This is a genomic window from Arthrobacter sp. Y3221114 (genome assembly GCF_059092625.1).
In genome coordinates, this window is record NZ_JBNHHW010000006.1 from 34,838 (window position 1) to 53,052 (window position 18,215).

Annotated in this window: 11 protein-coding genes and 2 pseudogenes; 7 read left to right on the forward strand and 6 right to left on the reverse strand. The window is 58.0% G+C overall.

Features of this window, described 5'->3' with window-relative positions; translation table 11 throughout:
* Position 1: 1 nt before the first annotated feature.
* Both AC5RV3_RS13600 and AC5RV3_RS13605 read left to right on the forward strand, forming a co-directional pair.
* Positions 2-712 (forward strand): LPXTG cell wall anchor domain-containing protein, encoded by a 711-nt coding sequence (locus tag AC5RV3_RS13600; protein ID WP_494122598.1) that lies wholly within the window; start codon positions 2-4, stop codon positions 710-712.
* A gap of 181 nt (positions 713-893) precedes the next feature.
* Complete coding sequence (locus AC5RV3_RS13605; RefSeq protein ID WP_494122599.1) at positions 894-2,450, forward strand: tyrosine-protein kinase domain-containing protein; 1,557 nt, start codon at positions 894-896, stop codon at positions 2,448-2,450.
* 205 nt (positions 2,451-2,655) lie between these two features.
* Here the strand turns inward: AC5RV3_RS13605 and AC5RV3_RS13610 are convergent, their stop codons facing one another.
* From AC5RV3_RS13610 to mfd, 5 genes and pseudogenes are all read right to left on the reverse strand, one after another.
* The gene (locus AC5RV3_RS13610) at positions 2,656-4,197 is read right to left on the reverse strand and encodes a sugar transferase (RefSeq protein WP_494122600.1); all 1,542 of its coding nucleotides are present in this window, start codon (positions 4,195-4,197) and stop codon (positions 2,656-2,658) included.
* A 71-nt stretch (positions 4,198-4,268) separates the two neighbouring features.
* On the reverse strand, positions 4,269-4,862 hold the full coding sequence (locus AC5RV3_RS13615; protein WP_494122601.1) for an arsenate reductase/protein-tyrosine-phosphatase family protein: 594 nt from the start codon (positions 4,860-4,862) through the stop codon (positions 4,269-4,271).
* Positions 4,863-5,077: 215 nt separating this feature from the next.
* Positions 5,078-5,267: pseudogene (locus tag AC5RV3_RS13620) on the reverse strand (hypothetical protein); the annotation flags it as partial.
* Positions 5,268-5,919: 652 nt separating this feature from the next.
* Positions 5,920-6,232, reverse strand: a pseudogene (locus AC5RV3_RS13625) (transposase); the annotation flags it as partial.
* A 120-nt stretch (positions 6,233-6,352) separates the two neighbouring features.
* Positions 6,353-10,012 carry a transcription-repair coupling factor gene (gene mfd, locus AC5RV3_RS13630; protein WP_494122602.1) on the reverse strand — a complete coding sequence of 1,220 codons (3,660 nt, stop codon included), beginning with the start codon at positions 10,010-10,012 and terminating at the stop codon, positions 6,353-6,355.
* Between the two features lie 399 nt (positions 10,013-10,411).
* Here mfd and AC5RV3_RS13635 point away from each other — a divergent pair, with 399 nt between their 5' ends.
* The 3 genes from AC5RV3_RS13635 to AC5RV3_RS13645 all read left to right on the forward strand — a co-directional run bounded on the left by AC5RV3_RS13635 (position 10,412) and on the right by AC5RV3_RS13645 (position 12,762).
* Positions 10,412-10,915: a DUF2505 domain-containing protein gene (locus tag AC5RV3_RS13635; RefSeq protein WP_494122603.1), complete on the forward strand. Its 504-nt coding sequence runs from the start codon at positions 10,412-10,414 to the stop codon at positions 10,913-10,915.
* 7 nt (positions 10,916-10,922) lie between these two features.
* Positions 10,923-11,144, forward strand: coding sequence for an SCO4848 family membrane protein (locus tag AC5RV3_RS13640; protein ID WP_494122604.1), 222 nt, complete (start codon positions 10,923-10,925; stop codon positions 11,142-11,144).
* Between the two features lie 553 nt (positions 11,145-11,697).
* Positions 11,698-12,762, forward strand: a complete 1,065-nt coding sequence (locus AC5RV3_RS13645) for an O-antigen ligase family protein (protein ID WP_494122605.1) — start codon at positions 11,698-11,700, stop codon at positions 12,760-12,762.
* Positions 12,763-12,970: 208 nt separating this feature from the next.
* Here the strand turns inward: AC5RV3_RS13645 and AC5RV3_RS13650 are convergent, their stop codons facing one another.
* The gene (locus tag AC5RV3_RS13650) at positions 12,971-14,077 is read right to left on the reverse strand and encodes a glycosyltransferase family 4 protein (protein WP_494122606.1); all 1,107 of its coding nucleotides are present in this window, start codon (positions 14,075-14,077) and stop codon (positions 12,971-12,973) included.
* 312 nt (positions 14,078-14,389) lie between these two features.
* On the opposite strand from AC5RV3_RS13650, the gene AC5RV3_RS13655 reads away from it, so the two are divergent.
* On the forward strand, positions 14,390-15,352 hold the full coding sequence (locus tag AC5RV3_RS13655) for a polysaccharide pyruvyl transferase family protein (protein ID WP_494122607.1): 963 nt from the start codon (positions 14,390-14,392) through the stop codon (positions 15,350-15,352).
* A 22-nt stretch (positions 15,353-15,374) separates the two neighbouring features.
* Complete coding sequence (locus tag AC5RV3_RS13660) at positions 15,375-16,544, forward strand: glycosyltransferase family 4 protein (RefSeq protein ID WP_494122608.1); 1,170 nt, start codon at positions 15,375-15,377, stop codon at positions 16,542-16,544.
* Positions 16,545-18,215 lie beyond the last annotated feature (1,671 nt).

Here is an 18,215-nt window from a genome sequence, read left to right on the forward strand (position 1 = left end):
TGTGGGATACCAGACACTGCTGTTATGTTTGAATAAGATAAAACGTTCGATCAGAAGCCTGGCCAACGGGCAAGAAGAACTCGCACCACGATCAGGGAGACATCACGTGAAAAAACCGCTCGCCGCTTTGACTCTAGCCGGATCGCTGGCCTTCTTTGGCGCCAGCGCGGCACAAGCAAACACCATGGACTACCCGGCCGAAGAAGTTCAGCTGCAAATAGCCACGGACGGGGCAGTACAGCCCGGAGATACAATCACTATTGCCGGAAGCGGCTTCACTCCGGGCGAAGAAATCCAGCTTGAGATCACCAACGATGAGCCGCAGGCGCTGCTGGGCGGTGGCGCAGGCCCGGGCGGCGTTTCGACGGGCATCGTGATGATTCCTGCCGAGACCATCGCTCAGACGATTCGGGCAAATGACAACGGCGAGTTCTCCTACGACGTCACGCTCAACGAAACCGGCACTTACACCATCACTGCCACCGGACTGGAGTCCGGTCACCAGCTTGTAAGCACGGTAACCGTCGCCGCGGCTCCGGCCGATGCGGGTGCGGGTGCCGGTGCGGTGGGCGAAGACGCAGCCGCCGATGGCGGTCTGGCTGACACCGGACTGGACAACAATGCGTTGTTGCTGGTCGGCGGTGCAGGCGTACTCGCGTTGGGAGCAGGCGCCACGGCGCTGGTCGTTTCCCGCCGCAAGCAGAATGCCTAAAATAGCCTGAAGACATAAATGTGTTGGGCCGGAACCAATTGGTTCCGGCCCAACACATTTATGTAAGAGCAAACAGTCATGCTTCGTCGCGGCTCAGGGCGGAGCAGAAATACATTGAATCTCGGCTAGACTTGCAGGGTTTTGAGGCACGTTTCGTCAGGGGAAGGACTGCACCAGTCTCGTGGATAGCAATCACATCGAAGAACAACCGCAGGGGCTGGAACTCCGCGACTATCTCCGCGTCTTGCACACCTATTGGCGGGGCATTACTGCAATTACGCTGGCGGTCACTCTCCTGTCGTTCGGCTGGGCCATGGTCCAGGTGCCTGTGTATGAAGCCCAGTCAACGGGAATGGTGGTGGTGCCGGCCGACGAGAACATCAATGCCCTGAGCGCCGACAATCTGGCCAAATCCAAAGCGACAAGCTACGCCAGCGTGGCCGTCTCCAGGCCCGTCGCAGAAAAGGTTATTGACCAACTGGGCTTGGCCTCGGACCCGGAAACCCTCATGGACAGCGTCGATGTGGAAACACCGCTGGATACAGCAGAACTGAGAATTACTGCTTCTGCAGGCACCCCCGTGGAAGCACGCGCTCTCGCCGACGCCTGGGTGGGAGCCATCGCCCAGCAAGTAGACAAACTTGAAGGCGGGGCTGAAGGCAGGGAAGCCGGCACCGGATTGCGCATTGTGCCGCTTGCCGAGGCTGGTTTGCCGGACGCTCCCGCTTCTCCCAACGTGAAGCTGATTCTGGCTATAGGCCTGGTGATGGGACTGATGGCAGGCATTGCGTACGCCCTCATACGTAACCATTTAGACCGCCGCATCCGCTCCGCCGAGAGGCTGGAGCGCGACTTCGGTGTGGCGGTCATCGGCACCCTGCCCGAAGACAAAAGGTTGGCAGACAGCAGGATGGTAGTGGAAACTGGCTCCATCGCTGCCGACCGGGCAGCGCACGGGCTGTCTGAGGCCCTTCGGGAATTACGGACGAACCTCACCTTTGTTGATGTAGACAATCCGCCCCGGGTCATGGTCGTAACGAGTTCGGTACCGGCTGAAGGAAAGTCGAGCGTGACCGCGAATCTCGCCGTCACGATCGCTGCCAATGGCCAGCGTGTTGTGGTGGTAGATGGCGATTTACGTCGTCCCGTCGTCACGGGCATGTATGGTTTGGTTCCAGGTGCGGGCGTCACAGACGTTTTGAACGGCAGCGCCGCCCTTGAGGACGTCCTTCAATTGTGGGGTCCGGCACCGAATCTTGCCGTCCTGGGCGCCGGGCGGGTTCCGCCCAACCCCACAGAGCTGCTGGGCTCTCAAGCCATGATTGACATGCTCCAAGCGCTGGCTGACCATGCAGTTGTCCTCATCGATGCGCCGCCGCTCCTCCCGGTTACCGACGCGGCCGTCTTGTCCAAGATTGCGGACGGTACCTTGGTAGTGGTTAGGGCCGGCAAGACTACCGATGATGAGCTGGGGAAGGCGCTGGGCAACCTTCGACGAGTGAACGCCCATATCTTGGGAGTCATCCTGAACCGTGTTCCAACAGAAGGTGCGGATGCCGCGCAGTACGGTTATTACGGCCAGTACTACCAAGAGGATGAGGCCCTCCCGAGCGGCCCCCGGTGGAAGCGCCCAGGAAAATCTAGAGCGGTGCCAGCACGGCGGGTCCGCATGTCGCCCGCCGAGGACGAGTTTGCATCCGTGCTTGCCGGAGACGTTCAGCCAAGGCGACGAGCGTAAGGTTCGCTCAGCGACCTTTTCCGGCCTTGCTGCCCGCAATCCCGTGGGCAGCAAGGCCGATATTTTTTCCGTCACTAGGTCGGCACCAGTGCAGCCCACCATTGAATTCCCCTGGCACTAAGTGCGCATGGTCCCCTCAATTCGGCTGCCCAAAACGCTACCTCGGCCCGAGCGCTCTATACGGGCCCAAGTCAGTTCAGGGCGGTTAGTAAGCTCCGTCTTTGCCGACGACTGCTTTGGCCGTCTTCAGAAGGATCGCCAGGTCACCGGCTATTGACCAGTTTTCCACGTAGTACAGGTCTAGGCGGACACTCTCTTCCCAGGACAGGTCGGAACGCCCGCTGACCTGCCATAAGCCGGTCAAGCCGGGCCGTACCAACAGCCTTCGATGCGTGTGCTCTTCATAACCATCCACTTCGCTGGGCAACGGTGGGCGGGGTCCAACAAGAGACATGTCCCCCACGAGAACGTTCCACAATTGCGGCAGCTCATCCAGCGAATACCGGCGTAGGAACGCCCCGATTCGTGTGACTCGAGGATCGTTCCTTAATTTGAACAAGGTGCCGTTGCCCTCGTTGCGGGCAGCGAGTTCGGCCAGCCTCTGCTCGGCATCAGGAATCATCGACCGGAACTTGATCATGCGGAACCGCTTGCCTTGGGTGCCTACGCGCTCCTGCCGGAAGAGGACCGGTCCAGGGCTGTCCAGTTTCACCGCCAATGCAATAAGAGCGAAAAAAGGCGACAGTATCAGGAGGGCCAGCACCGCCGTGATGACGTCCATTAGCCGCTTCCACGCAAACTTGGAACCCGAGTACTGGGGCAACTCCACGCTCATGAGGGGCAGCCCTTCTACCGGCCGCCAGTGGATGCGCGGTCCGGCCACGTCCACGAGCTTGCTCGCCACTACCAAAGCCGTCTCTGTGCCCTCCAACTGCCAGCCAAGTTCCTTCACATACAGGTGCGCACCAGCCGGAGAACCGGCGACGATCACCACGTCGAAATCGTGTTCGGCAACCAGTCGCGGTACGTCCTCATAGGAACCTACGATTGGAACAGTAACACCCTCTGCTACGGCAATTTCCCGATCGACAGCCGATCGTACGCCAGCCCCGGTCAATAGGTATCCGGGGTGCGGGGAACTGGCCACTTTTCGTGCCACATATGTGACGGCGGAAATATCCCCGACTATGAGCGCACGGTCCATGAACTGCCCTTGCCTCCGCTTGCGCAGTAGCCACAATCGCCACAGGTGACGTGTCAGGAGCAGAAAAATCAAGCCAACCGGCAGAGCGAGAGCAAGATAGCCGCGGGCGACAGGGACGTTCGCCAACACCATTCCGATGGCGAATACACCGAAGGTTCCAATGGTCGCGTTAATCACCCGACGGTATTCGTCCGTTCCGGTCCCGAGGGCCGGGAGAGCGCGGCTCCGCGTCATGGCGAGAGCGGTCAGCCAGAGGACAGCCAATACCGACGAGACAACCCAGTACGCGCCGGGGATTCCGAGAAGGAGGAGACTCTCTTCGCTCACGCCAAACCGAAGCGTCTGCGCGATCAGGAGAGACACCACCACAACCACGAAATCCGTCGCGACCAGGTACAAGCGAAGTCGCTTACCCCAGGACCGTCGGCGGGCTTGCGGCTGTGCGTCAGCGGTTTCGGCTGCTGGGACAGTCAACGTCTCCTGCACGCCGCCCTGCGATGGCATACGAGCGTTGCCCCAAAGCAGATCCTCCTTTACTGTCATCCCCCGGTTTCCTCCATTCCCATTTCCGCTGCTCAGCGGAAACCCGCATAGACTTTCGCCGTTACCACACCTTATGGACTAAACGTCTCTTCGAACTCCACGATCGCGTTGATGGCCGGCAGCAGCTCCCGACCCATCTGCTGGTATACCGCATCGTCACGCCGGTAAGGGTCAACGACATCGTCATCGAGGGGATGATCCGCCCGGGTTTCGTATCGCTTTAAAGCGAGAAGGTGCGGCAAACGTTTCCATCGAAGCTCGACGTCTTCCGGGCTGGTTCCGCCCGGAATTTCTAGCGCAGGATCTTCGCGGACTGCCCGCAGCATGCGTTCCATTTCACGGACCGTGAAGGTCCGCTTCAGCAACCTGGGCGCGAGGTTCAGGATGCGGTCTCGGTGCTCGATGGACATCGCCAATACGAGGGATGGAGCACGAAGGTGCGCATCTGTTAGCTGGCTGGCCACGAACCCGACTGAATTTCCGCCGAAGACATGCAGCAAACCGGCCGCCCTGGCATCCATCGGCCGGCCGGCCATGGCCTGGATGCCCGCGCTATGAACGTAAAACACGCCGGGCCGGACGGCATCCAACCCGGTTTGGAGCAGTCGTTCCGCCATCGGCGACCGGCACACGTTTCCGGTACACACAGCGAGAATCTGAACCATATTCCGAAGTTTATCCTTTCATCACGGCAAAAGCTCCCCCTCACCCTTAAGAAAGGATCAAATCCCGGCATGATTACGGTGGAGGCGCCGCTACTCCCGAAGAACGCGTAAATAACGTTGTGCGCCCATTTCAAGGATGGCAAGGTCCTTACCACGAACCCGGGCTGTTTTGGGTTTGTGGATGAGGGTAAAGTTCAGCGCCGGTTTCATCCGACGTGCGGCGGGTGGGCGTTGACGGGCAGTTCGATTGTCATCTCTGCGACCTTCTGCTCGTTCGCCGCGGAAATCCGCCACCGCCTCGCCGACCAGCCGCATGTACAGATCTAAGCCGACGCTGGCAGGGTGCCCGGACTGTTCACCACCCAGCAGATCGCCCGCGCCGCGGAGTTCCAGGTCCTTCAGGGCCGGTCGCGTCGTCCGCCCTCCGGTGCCGGTTACTCGACTTGTGAATTGTCCTACTGGACATTCTCAAAAACTCTTGGGCTGGCAGGTGGCCGCGACTTATCTCTTCGCTACCGCGAAAGCGCAAGGGTAGGAGCAGTAGCGGTCTCAAGTCTGTCGCGGAGGAGGACTCAAATTGAGTTGGCGCAAGTTCAAAAACATGTGCATCCAATGCCGCAGGGTTATTGCCGACCGGAGAGTGCGACCATGGTGCTCAGCAGAGTTTGAAGACTACTACGTTGCTGACTGTATCTAAAAATGTATCGCGACCGTGCTCTACGACCGGGGCGCCGCTACGAGCCACAGAAACTCAAGAGTGAAACAGACGGTCGAGAACTCTTTGACACCAGTGCGGAATCATAGGATTGTCTAGTCCGCCCTTCCATATGGGCAAGAAAAACAATCACGAGCAGCCAGTAAGAAGATTACAGCGGATATGGGCAGCCGCGCTATCGAGAATACTGGCAAACACTGCCTGTAGACAACTGAGTTCACGGTCGGCAGAGGACAGGAGCGAGTGCCTGCCTCGTTGTACTGTCCTGAGAGGTTAGGTACGCGGCTGGCCGGTGGCTGACCTTTGAGCGAGGTGTGTCCGCGGTGGACTTTTCTATGTCTGTCAAGCCGCATTCATCCCGTCGGACGAGGTAAGCGTTCGGTAGATGCGGCGGGCCACGTGGCGTTTGATGTAGCGGCGGATTTCTTTGTCGGGACGGCCTTCGGCGCGTCGTTTTTCCACGTTCTAATGGGTTTTTGCATCGCGAATCATCCGCCTCACCGCCACCATGTGCAGTGCGCTGTTCAGCGCCCTGTCGCCACCCGGTTCAGCCGATGCCTGACGGTGTTCCCAGAAGAGGCTGGGAAGCGTTTACGCCTGCCAGAGAAGCGAAAGCCGCCTCGTTACCAACCCGGCCGTGTGACGCAGCAAGACAATCAATGTCAATGATTGTATGAGTCACATCTTCGGAGCCGGGCAGCCTGTAACCATCCTGCCAACCGGTCCCGGACCACAAAAAGGAGTTACCAGCCCAAACCTGGCTACCTCAAATCGTTTAGTCCCTAAACACCGCGTCGATGACGCCCTGAGCCCATTCAAGGATGGCCAGGTCGGCCAGGTCCTTGCCACCGATGCGGGCGGTCTTGGGCTTGGGGACGAGGATGAAGTCCAGCGCCGGTTTCACCTGAGATCCGGGGTACATCCGGTTCAGCCGCATCACCTTGGACTCCGGCAGCGCCGCGGGCGCGAACTTGATGAAGTTGCCTTGCACCGCCACATCGGTCAGCCCGGCGGCGCGGGCCTCGACCCGGAAGCGCGCCACCGCCACGAGATTCCGGACGGGCTCAGGCAGCTCGCCGTAGCGGTCGGTGAGCTCGGCCACTACTTCGTCGATGGCTTCGATTGTGGTTGCCTGGGCGAGCTTCCGGTAGGCCTCCAGGCGCAGGCGTTCCCCCGGAACATAGTCGTGCGGCAGGTGCGCGTTGACGGGCAGTTCGATCTTCATCTCGGCGACCTTCTGCTCGGTTTCGCCGCGGAAGTCCGCCACGGCCTCGCCGACCAGCCGGATGTACAAATCAAAACCCACGCCGGCAATGTGCCCGGACTGTTCCCCGCCGAGCAGATTGCCTGCGCCGCGAATTTCCAGGTCCTTCAGCGCCAGCTGCATGCCGGCGCCCAGTTCGTTGTGCGCCGCCACCGCCTTAAGCCGCTCCAGCGCCACTTCGCCCAGGGGTTTCTCGGCGTCGAACAAGAAGTAGGCGTACGCCCGCTCCCGGCCGCGGCCCACCCGGCCGCGCAGCTGGTGCAGCTGGGATAGCCCGTACCGGTCCGCGCGGTCAACAATCAGCGTGTTGGCGTTGGAAATGTCCAGTCCGGTTTCGATGATGGTGGTGCAGACCAGGACGTCGAACCGCTTCTCCCAAAAATCGACGATGATCTGTTCTAGCCGCGACTCGCTCATCTGCCCGTGTGCCACCTCCACCCGCGCCTCGGGAACCAGTTCCCGTATCCGCGCAGCCTGCCGCTCGATGGACGAGACGCGGTTGTGCACGAAGAAGACCTGTCCCTCGCGCATCAGCTCGCGCCGGATCGCCGCCGTCGTCTGCTGGTCCGTGTACGGGCCAACGTACGTCAGCACCGGGTGCCGCTCCTCCGGCGGCGTCGCCAGTGTGGACGTCTCGCGGATGCCGGTCAGCGACATCTCCAGGGTCCGCGGGATCGGCGTCGCAGACATGGCCAGCACGTCCACGTTGGTACGCATCTTCTTCAGCGACTCTTTGTGTTCGACGCCGAACCGCTGTTCCTCGTCCACAATGACCAGGCCCAGGTCCTTGAACTGGACCTCTTTGGAGAGCAGCCGGTGCGTCCCTATGACCACGTCGATGCTGCCGTTCTTGATGCCTTCCATGGTGTCCTTGGCTTCCTTGGACGTTTGGAAGCGGGACAACGCCTTCACCCTGACCGGGAACCCGGAGAAGCGTTCGCTGAAGGTCTCGAAGTGCTGCTGGGACAACAGCGTGGTCGGCACCAGGACCGCCGCCTGCTTGCCGTCCTGGACCGCCTTGAAGGCGGCGCGCACCGCAATCTCGGTCTTGCCGTAGCCGACGTCGCCGGAGACCAGGCGGTCCATCGGCACTTCACGCTCCATGTCCGCCTTGACCTCGTTGATGGTGGTCAGCTGGTCCGGCGTTTCGATGTAGGGGAAGGCTTCTTCCAGCTCGCGCTGCCATGGGGTGTCCGGTCCGAAGGCGTGCCCGCGGGACGCCATACGGGCCGAATACAGCCGGATCAGCTCGCCGGCAATCTCCTTGACCGCCTTGCGGGCCTGGCTCTTGGTCTTCGCCCAATCGGAGCCGCCCATCTTGGATAGGACCGGGGTTTCGCCACCCACGTACCGGGTGACCTGGTCCAGCTGGTCCGTGGGCACGAACAGCCGGTCCCCGGGTGCGCCGCGCTTGGAGGCTGCGTATTCCAGCACCAGGTACTCACGCATGGCCTTGGTGGGTCCGGTGCCGGTGGAGCGCTGCACCAGTTCAATGAACCTGCCCACGCCGTGCTGCTCGTGCACCACGTAGTCGCCCTCGGTCAGTTGCAGCGGATCCACGGTGTTGCGCCGGCGAGACGGCATCTTCCGCATGTCCCGGGTGGAGCGGGCGGAGACCCGGCCCAGCAGGTCGGCTTCGGTCAGCAAGCCGAGCTTCAGCCCGTCGAAGACGAACCCCTTGCCGGTGCTGGCCGTGGTGATTTCGATGATCCCGGGCTGCGGCTCGTTCTCCAGCGATTCCACCCGCGTGGCCGGGATCTGTGCGTCGTGGAAGAGTTCGGCCATGCGCGAGGCGGGGCCGGGACCTTCGGTGGCCACCACCACGCGCCATTGGTCGCGCACGCGGGAACCAATGAACTCCATCATCTCGGCCACGTCGCCCTGGTAGCCCCTTGGTTCCCGGGCCGCGATGGTTAAGGTGTCGATGTCCAGCACGGTTTCATCGTCCGGATTGAATGAGGTGATGGACCACCAGGACACCTGATGCTCTCCGGCCGCCGCGCGCGTGTCTGCCAGGGAGCGGAAGCCGGCTTGCTCCAGATCCCCCTGCAGCGCCAGGTCCAGCGGTGCGTCCCCGCCCTCGGACGCCGTGGCCCAAGCGGCGGCCAGGAACTCGTCGTTCGTGGTCTCCAGGTCGTGGGCGCGGGTGCGCACCTTTTCCGGCTCAATAACGACGGCGATAGATCCGGGCGGCAGCTCGCCAACGAACGGCACCATGGCGTCCACCAGCACCGGCGACAGCGATTCCATCCCTTCGACCGCGATGCCTCCGGCGATCTTCTCCAGCATGTCCGCCGCGGCGGGCATCTGGTCCTTGAGCTTTGCCGCACGGCTCATCACCGACGGGGTGATCAGCAGCTCCCGGCACGGCGGGGCGTACAGGCAGGTGGGGTGCTTGACGTGCTCGCCGGCCAAGGACCGCTGGTCCGCCACGGCAAACCAGCGCATCGATTCGACCTCGTCGCCGAAGAATTCGATGCGCACCGGATGGTCATCGGTAGGCGAAAAGATATCCAGAATCCCGCCGCGCACGGCGAACTCGCCGCGCCGGCTGACCATGTCCACCCGGGCGTAGGCGGCTTCGGACAACCGGCGAACCACATCGGTGAAGGCCACCTCGTCGCCGACCGCCAACGCAACCGGCTGCAACTCTCCCAGCCCTTGGACCAGCGGCTGAAGTACCGCCCGCACCGGCGCGACGACCACGCGCAGCGGCGCAGCGCCGTCGTCGTGCTTCAAGCGGCGCAGAACTGAAAGCCGGCGCCCTACGGTATCCGATCGCGGCGACAGCCGCTCGTGCGGCAAAGTCTCCCAACTGGGAAATTCCTCGAGGGAATCATCCGGCAGGTAGCTCCGCAGCGCCGCGGCCAGATCTTCCGTCTCCCGCCCGGTTGCGGTCACCGCTAGCACGACTGCACCGGTGGTCGACGAAGGCGCGCCAGCGCCGCGTGGAGACCCTCCATCCGGTGATCGACCAAGGCCGTCCGCGGCCGCGTGGAGATCCGTCTCCAGCCCCTGCACCATCTCTGCCAGCAACGCCGCACGCAATCCGGGCGGCGCACCGATCTGCAAGTCCTCCCTGCGCTCTTCCACGGGCCGGGCCGAATGCAGCCGCACCTTGGCGAACGATGAGTCCTCGGCGAGGGCGGCCAGCAGTCCGTTCAAGCTCATGGTGGTTAATTCTCCCGGTCAGCGTGCAACACGAATACCCGAAGTTCGGCAGAACCCCGGGGCGACCGTTCAACTTTACCGCGATGCGGGCCCTAGCGCAGTGCGGCGTAAACCAATACAGCCAGCCAGTACCGCAACCACAATGTTCGCGACCCGGCGCTGCAGGGCAGGCGTGAGCCGATTCCACTTGCGACGAAGATCCCGTAACATCAGGCAGTTCCCCAGCCTGTCGTGGTGCCGGCGCCGCGTTCCCCTGGCACTGTTTTCCCTGCAGCCAACGTACTAGCGATAGACGCTGCGCGAACAGACCGCAACGAACGTTACACGGCTGTAATCTGCAGCAGGCACACAAGTATGATGGGTGCCGGACGATTGTTCTCTATACCACCGGGAGATTACATGGCGCTCAGCGCTTCCACCACCCTGCCCTACTCCGTCGCCCTAGTTACGGAGACCTTTACCGAGGAGGCGTTCCTGCGCCACACCAGTCAACTGGTTGGCGGCAGCTTGGAGTCAGCGACGGTGAAAGGCTCCGTGGACGGCGCGTTCACGCTGACCGTGGTGCGCAAGATCCCCACCACCCGGCTGCCGGAGATCGCCAAGAAAATGCTGGGCGAGACCCTCACCGTCACGCAGACTGAGCAGTGGCAAGCTCCGGACGCGGACGGTTCCCGAACGGCCGACGTAGCTGTGAAGGTGGCGGGCGCCCCAGTGGACGTGAAAGCCGTGCAGAAGTTGGTGGCGGATGACGGCTCCACCCGCGTGGACCTGGCCGGCGACGTGACCTCCAGCATTCCGTTCCTTGGCGGCAAGATCGCCGCTGCTGCCGAGCCGATGCTTGGCAAGGCGCTGAAGCTGCAGGCTTCCGAGGCGGAGGGCTGGATTTCCGGCCGGGCCAAGTAGTCGCATCATGGTCATCCCCGCGGCCCTCGCCTGGATTCTGGTTGTGGCCGGTGTCTGGAGCCTTGTCCTTGGCGGATCGCTCCTTGTCCGCGCTTGGCGCGACCCGAAGTCCAAGGACGACGCCGGCAACCTCACCCGCTCCTTCACCCTTCAGTTCATGCAATTGACCACGTCGATGATTCTCGGTACCGCGACCGCTGTCATCGGGCTGCGTGGTTTGGCCGGATAATTCAATTCCCGCCAACTGCTTTGGTAGTCTACTGGCCTTCGACCGGACCCACATGTGTAGGCACTGCCCCCGTGGCAAGCGGAAGCATGCCGGAGGCCTCAGATTTTGACCCCCGAACGCTCTCGTTCCCCGGCAAGAAGCGAGAAGCAAAGAAGAGAGGCACATAACCCGGGTGTTTATGATGCGTATTACGTTCGGATTCCTTAGCTATGGTAGCGAAGGAAAACTACAATGTGTGGGCTGATGTCGCAACCTTTGAGTGCCATCGCAAGAACCAAACCCTAGAACGATGCATTCGAACTGAAACTTTTGTAAGTGCTTTGCATGAAAAGTGGGGCGTTTAGATCTTCAAATCCGCAATGAGACATCCAGGAGAATGCATTTGGACCCCACTAACCAGGCGGACGGCAGAAGCGTCCTAATCCGTCGACAACTGGAAGAACGAAACAGCGGTCGGCCACTGCCACTCCCTCTTACTCTTAGTTCCCTAATCGGGATTGCTTCTTTGGATTATTGGGGAGTCGTTAGTGCAGGTCATCCAACACGCTACTTAGTGGCTTCACTACTCGTACTATCATGTGTTGCACTTGATGGCTGGAAAGCTCCAAGACCTCGCATCAATAGCTATGCACCGCTGTTCGTCTTGATGGCTTTCAGCACCTACACGATGCTTATTTCTCTCGCTGCGTCTAGTACTGGAAGAATGGACGCTGGCGCAGTCGTATTGGCTGCGTCTACCGCCCCCATTCTTTTGGGGCCGATGGCTTATGCAGCCTTTGGCCCGAAAGCATCCTCTTCCAGAAACAGGGCTCAGCATGTGCCCTACATCATGTCGCTTGTTTTTGGAGTCTTGGGTCTTTTGGACGTGTCGGCTGCGCCTACGGGCGAGCCACCTCGATTCTTCAATCATGAAACGACCTTTATAGCAGTTCTTGTTCTGTGTTTTCCCCGGCACCCACTTTCCAAAGTGTCGAAGATTTTGATTTCTGGGGTTTTGGTGCTTTCCAATCTTCACTATGCTTCAGCCACCACAGTTGTTATTTTAATTGCGAGTATTGCAGTGTACGCCTGCCTCCGCCTGCGGCGTCGTGCCGCTGGACTTACGGCCACAATCGTGATTCTTATATCGTCCATATTTTTACTTCCTCGAATGGATGTACTTCTCGAGAAATTTTATCTCCGTTTTGGGCGCGTCGATAATTCTGGAACGCGAAAGACCCTATGGGAACAAGCCCTCGCGACATGGACGGATAATATCCCCTTCGGATCTTTCGGAAGCGCGCCGATAACCGGATTGGCAAACATTCGTGGCATCATACAGCCCGTACCGTTTCACAATTCGCTACTGGCATTGGCTGTTTTCGGGGGGCTAATTGCCGTCGGGCTCTTTGCTGCCGGGATCCTGTTACTGCTCTACCGGGCGCTTAGCGCCGAAGGTAACGCGAAAACGTGGGCGGCCATCTGGGCACCTCCAGTTGTAGCTGCTGTCCTCGCCATGCTCATGAACCCTCTCCTTGAGAGCCTTTCGACTGCCTTACCCTTTTACACGCTGCTCCTGTGCGGCACCGTTGCCGGCAGCCAACAAATTGATGGGTCTTCGAATCGTGCGGGGAAGTGATCAGGCAAGCAACTCGGCTGGCAGTGCTACCTGTCGGCGTCCAAGAACCATTCGAAACGCGTAAAACGCAATCTGGCTCGACGGGCAGGACGTCGATTCGTCACCTACTATTAAAAATAGTCGGACAGCGTGGCAACACGAAAAAGAACCTTCGTGCACCGCTGACCGAACACGTTACATGGCGATTCAAAAACGACACGAAGCGCACTTAATCGATTACCGAAGAATACAAATCCTCTAGTTGCCGAATCCAGCCCTTCTCTGCATACATAGATTCGTAGACTTCGCGGCATTGTTGCCGCATCGACGGAAAGATTTGCTGTGCTGCTGCCAAGCTATGCGATAACTTACCCGTTCCGCACACCATCCCTGTTCCTTCTGACCTAACCAACGAGGACACTACAGATGGTTCCCAGGCCAGAATTGGAGTGCCGGAGGCGAGCGCTTCTACATACACCATCGGAAGACCTTCGAACCACTTAGACGGAAAAACCAGCCCCAATGCCCCCCGCATTAACTTCATCAGCACCTCGCGGCTCGTCTGCCCCAAGAGCTCTACGCTCCTAGGTGCGATGCGACGTATCTCCTCCTCATCGTCGCCCGAACCGACCACCAACAATCTTTGATCTTGGGGCCAGTCAGAAACGAGACTGAGGATTCCTTTTTCTGCTGAAAGTCTCCCCACATATAACCAGTACTCCCCTCCCTTCCCCATACCCGCATCAAGACTCGACGGAAGAAAATTAGGAAGGACGGCCAGCTTTTCCTGTGGCAAACCAGCTCTCACATACATTTCTCGCATTTGGTCAGTCAGGGAGATGATCATTGAAGCTTCGCTCAGAACAGCATCTTTCTCAAACCGCTGGCCGATCGCAACTGGAACCGACTGTATTCGCCCCCTATAGCAGCCGTGTTGAATGGCCGGAACACTGGAGTGTTGGTCCAGACAATCCGTACATACGGACCCATTGCGGAAGAATATACCAGCGCTGCATAGTGGTCGATAGTTGTGCAAAGTTGCGACAACAGGCGCCGACACATTTTTTAGCCATTGCTTTCCATAGTTCGGAAAGAGGTTGTGTACGTGGACAACATCGGGTCTGAAATCACGCAGGTTGGGCGCACGTCCGATCCCCGTCGCTACCCCCAAAGCCGCCTCAAGCTTGTACAGCCTGGATGCTTCCCTCTCATCTGTATGTTGAGCGAAAAGTTCAACTGTACAACCTGCTCTTCGCAGCGCCTCCAGCTGCTGCTGAACGACTCCATTCTCACCGCTGGGATTCCTTGAAGAATAGAAGCTATGAACCAGAGCCACACGGAAATCCTTGTTGCTTAGCAGACGCCCGTTCATGCAATACGCTCCGTTTATCATGTATCCGACGACCTTCTAAGTCTACCTCAGTAGCAGTCGTCGAACGCACAGCTTGCCCTCCGGTCGCGTTGGAAAACTCTGTGCTTGTCGCACCCTTGACGCCGAATGTTGCGCCAACTCTGCGCCAGAGCTTTCACTCCAATTCAGCACCTCAAGGGCACTTCCTATAGCATGAACCTGAGCATACGCTCCATGAACCCGTTTAGCCACATCATGGGATCCAGCACTAGCCTGTGCTCGCAACGAAAGGATAACGTGAGTTCCGAAAAGGCCATAGGATGGCTCGATCCAAGCCTAAATAGCAAAAATACCGGGGATCAAATAATAGCCGATGCTGTCAGTAAAGCACTCAAAGATATGTTCCCGAACGACGTGATTCTACGCCTGCCAACCCAGACGTTCTTGACGAAAAAAGAGCGTGCCCTAGCGGACGCGTGTAAATTCTTTATTGTGGGAGGAACAAACCTCCTTAATGGCAACATTCCACAATATCTACAATGGAAGCTCGACCCACATTCATATGCAAAATATTCTGGTTCAATCGCTTTGATGGGTGTTGGTTGGTGGCAGTATCAGGGCAAGCCGAACTATATCAGTCGGTTGGTTTGGCAGAATTTGCTCAGAAATAACCTTCACAGCGTGAGAGACGAGTACACTGCAGGAAAACTTTCATCGCTGGGCATTGCGTCGATTGACACGGCTTGTCCAACAATGTGGGACCTGCCTGCCGAAATTGCCTACCGGCCCGACCGACCAGCGCGAGTGTTGATGACTGTTACCGACTATAATAGAGACCCAATCCGCGACTCGAGGATGATTCGAGGACTAAAAGATCGATATGACGATGTGATCGCATGGCCTCAAGGTATGAAAGATGGCGCATATATTTCTTCGCTGGACCGTGACGTCCAGCTGCTGGGATCCAATTTGCAGGATTTCACAGAAGCGCTAGAGTCCATGGAGTTTGACTATGTGGGCACACGCCTACACGCCGGAGTGCGGGCCTTGCAGATGGGTGTGAAGGCGACAATCTTGACGATCGATAACCGCGCTAAAGAGCTGTCCTCGACGACAGGGCTGGCTGTAATATCCGATCAACTAGATGAAAAGGACTGGTCAATTGTCGACGACCGCAGCGCCCTGTCCCTTAAGATTCCAAGTGACAATATTGCACATTGGAAACAGTCGTTGATCAGTACTGTCGATAATATCGAATGAGTTTCGTCAGCAAAGTAGTCAAATGATGTCGTCAGAGAATCCACGTCCTGGGATCCTTTTTTTAGAAGCGAACCCGTTTGCCTCACGACTAGATGTCTTGAGTCCATTGGTGGACGGGGCTGAGATGGCCGGGCTCGAAGCGCATATTATCATGCCCATGCGCGATAAAGCGTCCGATCTTGATAAGTTGCTCAGCCAGTTATCCACCAGAACTCGTATCGCAGCAGTCCCAACCCGGCAAGAGCACGTGCTGCATGGCAAAATCGGCAGCGAAAGTCTGCTGCGACTTCTCTTCCAAATGAAGCGAACGTCAAGCAGGTTTTCCGAATCTACGATCGTTCTGACATCACCTGACGATTACATCTCTAAGCTGTGGTGGTTCGTTCCGGTTGTTCGGATGCTCTTCAATTCGTCACGCTTTATGCTAGTCCGTTACCGCGTAGGAGATTTACAATCTGAATCGGATGTGTCATTCAAGGACAAGGTTAAGGGGGTGTACTTCCGCGCTATCTCCTTCATTCTGCGACCTAAGACCATCGTCCTGGACGAAAGAATCACACCGACCGAGTCTATAGCAGTGATCCCAGACCCTTGGCAAGGTCCGTTCGCGAGCGGAAATAGGAGGAGGAATAGAATGCGCCTCGGTTGGGAGGATGCGGCGATCTACATAGGAATGATCGGGCGACAAGATGAACGCAAGGGCTTTGATGTCGCGGCCGCAGCGCTTACCTCATTGGTCAAGGTTGACACGCAAAACAGCTATCATGTGGTTATTGTTGGTAAAGTTGACGAAAACATGGAAGACAGCTTTAAACAGCTAGCCGAGCAGTATTCAAACCGCCTCATTCATTTCTCTGAATATCTATCAGACGACATGTTGGCTTCGGTTTTCTCAGCGTTGGATGTAGTTCTGCTCCCCTACCACACCCCATTCACATCGTCGTCAGGGGTCCTGGTCAGGGCTGCCGCCTCAGCTACTCCGGTAGTGGCCAGCGACCATGGTCTAATAGGCTGGCGCACTCGTCAACACTCGTTGGGAAAGACTTTTTCGTATCCAAACGAAGAAGAGCTTGCCCAAAAAATTCGAGAGGCAGCATCATGCGATCATGACCACAAACCAGGGCTAGATTACGCGTTGAATTCTACGTCCATCGCGACTGCTAAAAAGTTCAGAGAAATAGTTTTAGGATAGATCGCACTTGTGCCGCCTGTGTAGTCTCATAAGAGCAGTTGCTGCCCCTTTTTCACAACTATCCCAGTCCGCAATAAGCCTGCTCGCCACTTTAGTCTTTGCGCACCTATTAGCACCAGACAGTTTTGGGGTTCTCACAGGCTTTTGGCTCATATGGATGCTTTTCATGTCGTGGCACAGATCAGTTTTTGGGGAACAATTGATTGCTCAAGGGATAGAACACGCTACTTCCCGCGGCTACATTGACTTTGTTGGCGCTTGGATCGGTCTGGGCCTACTCGTGTCGGTGCTAGCGGCTTTGGGCCTAGGGCAACACGAAATTGTCCCAGGAGTTATTTACATTTGCCTCTTCGTCGGCTCAGATGCGCTCAGGTACTACGTAATAGCGGGGGCACCGTTTCTTCCTGGAAAACGTGGCAGTGGGTTGTTCCCCGTCGACGTAATCCGGTTAACTCTCGCCTTAACTGCATTGGCCGGGGTCGCACTCGGCTGGCCACCGCTTGTGAATGCTACACTCATTTGTGTCTCTGGAGGGATTTGGGTTTTTCTTAGATTGTTAAAACCTCGACTTCCCAGATTCCGCAGAATCGCGCTCTTTCTGCGAACCAAAGGAAGCTTTGAAAAACTCCTTTCTGTACAATTCGCCGTTGGTTCAGGACTTAGTCAGGCTGCACCGTTTTTGGCTATGGGCGCCTTTGGAACGATAGCTTTAGGGGCAATTCGGCTGACGCAGAGCCTATTCTCACCTATAACCCTTGTCTCCACTGCTTTTCAGCCGTCGCTGATTATGCGTATGGCGAGAATGAATCAGGAACGAGGTTTAGGGCGCGTTTTCATATGGTCGATAATCGCCGCTACTGTTCTTGCCTTATTGATGGTGAGCGTCATGCATTTAGCAATTGAGCTATTCGCAGTCACACTCGTTCCGCAGGGTTATAGGGAGACCATCGACGAGATACGTCTTCCTATCAGCATAATGCTGGGAGCGGCTGTCCTCGGCCAACCGGGGGGAGCAATAATACGAGTTCTGCGGCTTGGGCGAATAAGTTTACTTGGGCAGGTAACTGGTACCCTCATTACTTTGGCTCTTTGCGCGGTCGCCATGCAAATGTCTCTGAATGCCTTTGTGTGGGCAATGGCTTTTGGAAGCCTGTCAACTGTGCTGACGTCGTACCTCCTGCTAGCGATCGACATTGCGCGACCGCGTCATGGCCGGGGCGCCTAGTGCGACGGAGTATTGTTCCACGTCTGACAGCACAAGACTGCGAGCACCTATTACTGCATCATCACCAATAGATATGCGACCTAGTAGCGTTGCCGATGTTCCGATCAGGACTCGATGACCTACTTGTGGATACTGTTGCTCATCAGAACCATTAGTGATGTCCCGCCTCCCCAGTACAACGCCACTCATGAGAGTACATTCACGGCCAAGCCGTACACCACCTCCGATAACGACGCCAACAGGGTGCTGCAACAGGAAGCCACTACCCACTTTCGCTCTCGGATCTATATCTGCCCCGTGAAGGCGAAGGTTCACTGCCGCAACTGTCCTCGCCAACCTCTCATTTCTACAATGGATACTCGCAGCTACGCGATGGAGGAAGACCGCGCAAAATGATGGCGATGTAACGGCCAGTCTCAAAGTATGCGCTATTCCTTGAAGCCTTA